This window comes from Methylocucumis oryzae, assembly GCF_000963695.1.
Lineage (GTDB): Bacteria > Pseudomonadota > Gammaproteobacteria > Methylococcales > Methylomonadaceae > Methylovulum > Methylovulum oryzae.
This window is the reverse complement of the sequence record NZ_LAJX01000310.1, coordinates 1-4,268: the sequence shown is the minus strand read 5'-3', so window position 1 is coordinate 4,268 and position 4,268 is coordinate 1. Positions and strand designations below refer to the sequence as shown.

The window sequence follows — 4,268 nt, the reverse complement described above, 5'->3', positions numbered from 1 at the left end:
GTATGACGCATCAAGATATTGCCACCGCGATTGGTAAATCAAGGGCAACGGTAACCAATCTACTGCGGCTAATCGAGCTAAACAGCGAAGTCAAAAAACTACTGCTTACTCGACAGTTAGAAATGGGGCACGCTAGAGCATTACTGGCGTTAACTGAACATGACCAGGTAAAAGCCGCCCAAAAAGTGGTTAAAGAAAGCTTATCAGTACGTGCAACAGAAAAGCTAGTTAAGCAAATGCAAGAAGAACCGAAACTCGCTAAGTTCAAACCGATAGACCGCGATACTTTAAGATTACAAGAGGAGCTAACGGCACGCTTCGGCGCCAAAGTAACTATTGACCACAAAGAATCCGGGGCGGGAAAAGTGGTAATCGCGTATACCACGTTAGAAGAACTCGATGGCATTTTAGCCCAATTACAAGCCTCATCGTCTCAGAACTAACGCGTATGCACTTAGAAAAATCCAGCCGCTTTGAGCATTTTACCATGAGCTGGATACGCTTATTAATCCAAGCGGCTATCGTATTATTTTCTGGAGCGATTTTAAGCTTAGCCAGCTTTTTAAATCCCAGCGCCATCGTCATGTCAGCACGCTTTTTTTCTTGGCTACCGTTATGCGGTGCCATCTTATTAATTTTAGGCATACTAGAGTGCATAGACGCATTTCTCAGCCAAGAACAACGCGATTTCTTCCAAAACCTACAAGTCGGCGTATTAGACAGCGTCACCGGCGCCTTGTTAATTCTAAGCATTTCAGACAGCCCTGAGCGCTTAGGTCTAATGATTGCTGCTTTTTTAATCGTCCGAGGCATCGTCCGCATCGTATTAACGCAGACACTACATCTACCCCAAATTATTCCCACAACCCTTTGTGGCATTGTTTCCGTACTCACCGGCATCTTAGTCTTTCTGCAATGGCCGACCTCAGCAAGCTGGTTTAGCGCATTCTGCCTAAGCCTAGAAATCGCGTTCCGAGGCTGGGCCATGCTGATGTTTGCGTTGTGGGTTAGAGTTGAGCAACAGCAAAACGAATAGCAAAGCTTTAACTTAAATACCCAGACCTAAAATCATCATTCCGGCATATATACTCTGAACGGTCAAATTTTCGGTATCTTGTGTTGTTGTAGGATGCGCTGTGTGCACCTTTTTCATTGATTTTTATGATGTTATAAAGGTACGCACAGCGCACCCTATCTAAAAACCGAAAAACTTGAGCGTTTGAAGTATATTAGAAACCCCAGAAGACCTAGCATGAATCCTTAGGTCTTTATTTTATTGCCTGTACTCTCATGTGTAATTAATAATTGCTCGAATAGGACAGATTCTAATGGTTTGGCAAACAAAAAACCTTGCACCATATCGCATCCTAAATCTGCTAGCAAAGACCTTTGCTGCTCTGTTTCTACGCCTTCGGCAATTATAGTAAGCCCTAAGCTCTGTGACATTTGAATGATTGCTTTTACTATCGCTACATCATTTGGGCTATCGGGCAAGCCACGAACAAATGATTGATCAATTTTTTATTTTATCCACTGAAAAACGATTTAAATAAGATAAATTCGAATATCCTGTGCCAAAATCATCGATTGATAATTCAATGCTCATTGCCTTGAGCTCTTTTAACTTTGTTAACGTTGAATCAGCTTCCTGCATTAATACCCCTTCTGTAAGTTCTAACTCCAAAGTATTCGCAGGTAAATTATGATTATTAATCAATTGCTTAATACTATTTACTAGTTGTGGTTGCCGAAATTGTATCGCTGAAAGGTTTATACCATAAGATATTTTGGTCTTGAGTTAAAGAACGCCAAATACTAGCTTGACAACACGCCTGAGTTAAAACCCAATCACCAATCGCATTAATAAGACCAGATTCTTCTGCAATAGGAATGAATAAACTCGGTGGAATATTACCTAACAATGGATGCTGCCAACGCAATAACACTTCACAACCTACTAATTTAGCATTATCTAAGCGAAATTGGGGTTGATAAACTAAATACAGCTCATCTCGCTCAATCACATGATGCAAATCATTTCCGATTCGCTGACGGTAATCATTTATTTTACTCAGTTTTTTATTATAAAACTGATATCTATTGCGCCCCTCAGTTTTAGCTTTATATAAAGCAGCATCTGCATTTTTTAACAAACTTTCCGGTTCATTACCATCATCAGGGAATATAGCAATACCAATGCTGCAAGTAATAAATACTTCTTTTTCTTCAATATACGCGGGCTGTCTCATTACGTTATTAATATTATCGGCAACCCGATTGATGCCTTCTTGTGTGTTTTGGAAATCTAAAATGACAACAAATTCATCACCACCTTGACGCCCAACAGTATCAGATTGACGAGTGCACTGCCTTAAACGCTGATAAACTAACTTTAAGACTTCATCGCCAATATGATGCCCTAAACTGTCATTAATGAATTTAAATTTATCAACATCAACAAACATTAAGCCCACTTTATGATTATTTTGCTTAGCACCTGATAATGCTGTTCTAAGTCTATGCTGTAATAACGTTCTATTAGGTGAATTGGTTAAAGGGTCGTGATGCGCTAAATGCTCTATATGCTTACGCGCTTCCTCATGAGAGCTAATATCACTAAAAATACCGATATGAAATAACACCTCTCCAGCGTGGTCTCTGACAATTGTTAATGACAACCACTCAGGATATAAAGTACCGTCTTTACGCTTATTCCAGATTTCTCCTTGCCAATAACCGCTTTTTAATAAAGTCGACCACATGTTTTTATAAAACAAGTGATTTTTGCTTATTTGAAGATAGCAAACTGGGATTTTTACCTTTTACTTCTATTTCTTCATAACCTGTTATTCTAGTAAACGCCTTATTTACTGTGATAATACGATTATTACTATCTGTTACCATCACGCCTTCGGCTAAATTTTCCATAATATGATTTTCCAGGTTACCCTCTGAAAAAACCTAAATAACCACTGACATTACGAAACAACAGTAAGATGGCTTCTTCATCTTGATAAGTGACACCTACCTTAGTAACAATAAGCTTACTAGCTCCTATAGTTAGCGTTTCATTAAAATCAATTAATGCTTGAAAGTTTGAAATACCATAAGACAAAATTTGTTTGCAATAATCTACTGGTATGACTTCGCTTAATTTAGCGCCTTTTTTGAATGAATTATGTAGTTTAAAAAGACTACTATTTGCCGATAGAATGACCCCGTTTCTATCAGCAACTAAGATTGCATCGCTACTATGGTCGACAATAAACGCCGAGCAATTTTCTAGCATCTAATAATTCTTTCTTCGTTTGAGCTAAATTGTCATTCGCAGACATCAAATTTATATTTGTTTCATAGAGCTTTTCATTAATTGAATTTAATTTTTCATTAACTTGGACGCTATAACCCATCAAAAACTCTGTTTCAGAAAGCTGTAGTTGCCCCACTCCTTTGAGTTGAGCCATCAAAACAATTTCACTAAGCTCCTCAACTAATTTATTGGAGTCGACTGGCTTTACTAAATACTTATCAGCACCAATATTTCGAGCAAAATCTATCGCCTCCTGTTCTTTATAATTGGCTGAATAAAATACGAATGGAATATGTGCAAATCTATGATTGCTTTTAACTAAGAAACATAATCTAAAACCATCTATTTTTGGCATCAATATATCTGAAACTATTAAATCAATAACTTTCTGATTTAATACCTCCAAAGCCTGTTCGCCATTATTGACAGTAAAAAAGCTGGTGCTCTTTTTCATCTTTAAAGATAAGCTCTAATAAAAGCCGCGAAGACGAATTATCATCAACATATAAAATATTCATAACATTGCTTAGTACAGAGTTAAAGCATTCGTTTCATGCATATTGAAAACACCACTTTTATTTCAATCAATTGCAAATTCGCGCATTTATCGCAAAAAACGAAAAAATAATAAATATGGTAATTTAATATACAAAAAGAGTCAAAATAGAATTATTTATGATGATAATTCCGTTTTTTCCATCTTACTTAGAAGCAACGCTTAGTGAAACTTTTATCACTTAACGACAAAAATCATGGATGATTTTGGAGAAAATACGTTAAATTAAAAACCAAAAATACAAATAATACTTTGATTTTATTTATATAGCCCGCCCAATTTGAGAACCGTATTTCGTCTCCGGGTCGTCATCTCGGCAAGAACACAGGGGGATTTGGAGAGCGCCATCCATGGCACTGGATTCCGGCAATCCATGCCGGAATGACGGGTATGTAAAACTAT

The 4,268-nt window shown here is 37.3% G+C and carries 8 protein-coding genes; 2 read left to right on the top strand and 6 right to left on the bottom strand.

Annotated elements, in window-relative coordinates; all coding sequences use genetic code 11:
* On the top strand, positions 1-443 hold a 443-nt coding region (locus VZ94_RS26275), incomplete at its 5' end, for a ParB/RepB/Spo0J family partition protein (protein WP_045780702.1).
* Positions 444-448: 5 nt separating this feature from the next.
* Entirely contained in the window at positions 449-1,036 is a 588-nt protein-coding gene (locus VZ94_RS20770; protein WP_045780701.1) for an HdeD family acid-resistance protein, read from the top strand.
* Positions 1,037-1,260: 224 nt separating this feature from the next.
* On the opposite strand, the gene VZ94_RS31245 is transcribed toward VZ94_RS20770, so the two are convergent.
* From VZ94_RS31245 to VZ94_RS20755, 6 genes are read right to left on the bottom strand one after another with little or no spacing between them, the layout of a single operon-like run.
* Positions 1,261-1,494 (bottom strand): EAL domain-containing protein, encoded by a 234-nt coding sequence (locus tag VZ94_RS31245; RefSeq protein WP_052700807.1) that lies wholly within the window; start codon positions 1,492-1,494, stop codon positions 1,261-1,263.
* A gap of 19 nt (positions 1,495-1,513) precedes the next feature.
* Complete coding sequence (locus VZ94_RS31240) at positions 1,514-1,726, bottom strand: EAL domain-containing protein (RefSeq protein WP_338040562.1); 213 nt, start codon at positions 1,724-1,726, stop codon at positions 1,514-1,516.
* A 1-nt stretch (position 1,727) separates the two neighbouring features.
* A complete protein-coding gene (locus VZ94_RS23890; protein ID WP_131655668.1) occupies positions 1,728-2,762 on the bottom strand; it encodes a putative bifunctional diguanylate cyclase/phosphodiesterase in 1,035 nt (344 codons plus the stop codon).
* 4 nt (positions 2,763-2,766) lie between these two features.
* Complete coding sequence (locus VZ94_RS24855) at positions 2,767-2,928, bottom strand: PAS domain S-box protein (RefSeq protein ID WP_082081871.1); 162 nt, start codon at positions 2,926-2,928, stop codon at positions 2,767-2,769.
* A 16-nt stretch (positions 2,929-2,944) separates the two neighbouring features.
* Positions 2,945-3,289, bottom strand: coding sequence for a transcriptional regulator (locus VZ94_RS20760; RefSeq protein ID WP_045780700.1), 345 nt, complete (start codon positions 3,287-3,289; stop codon positions 2,945-2,947).
* Positions 3,252-3,764 carry a response regulator gene (locus VZ94_RS20755; protein ID WP_045780699.1) on the bottom strand — a complete coding sequence of 171 codons (513 nt, stop codon included), beginning with the start codon at positions 3,762-3,764 and terminating at the stop codon, positions 3,252-3,254. The genes VZ94_RS20760 and VZ94_RS20755 overlap by 38 nt, the downstream gene beginning before the upstream one ends.
* Positions 3,765-4,268 lie beyond the last annotated feature (504 nt).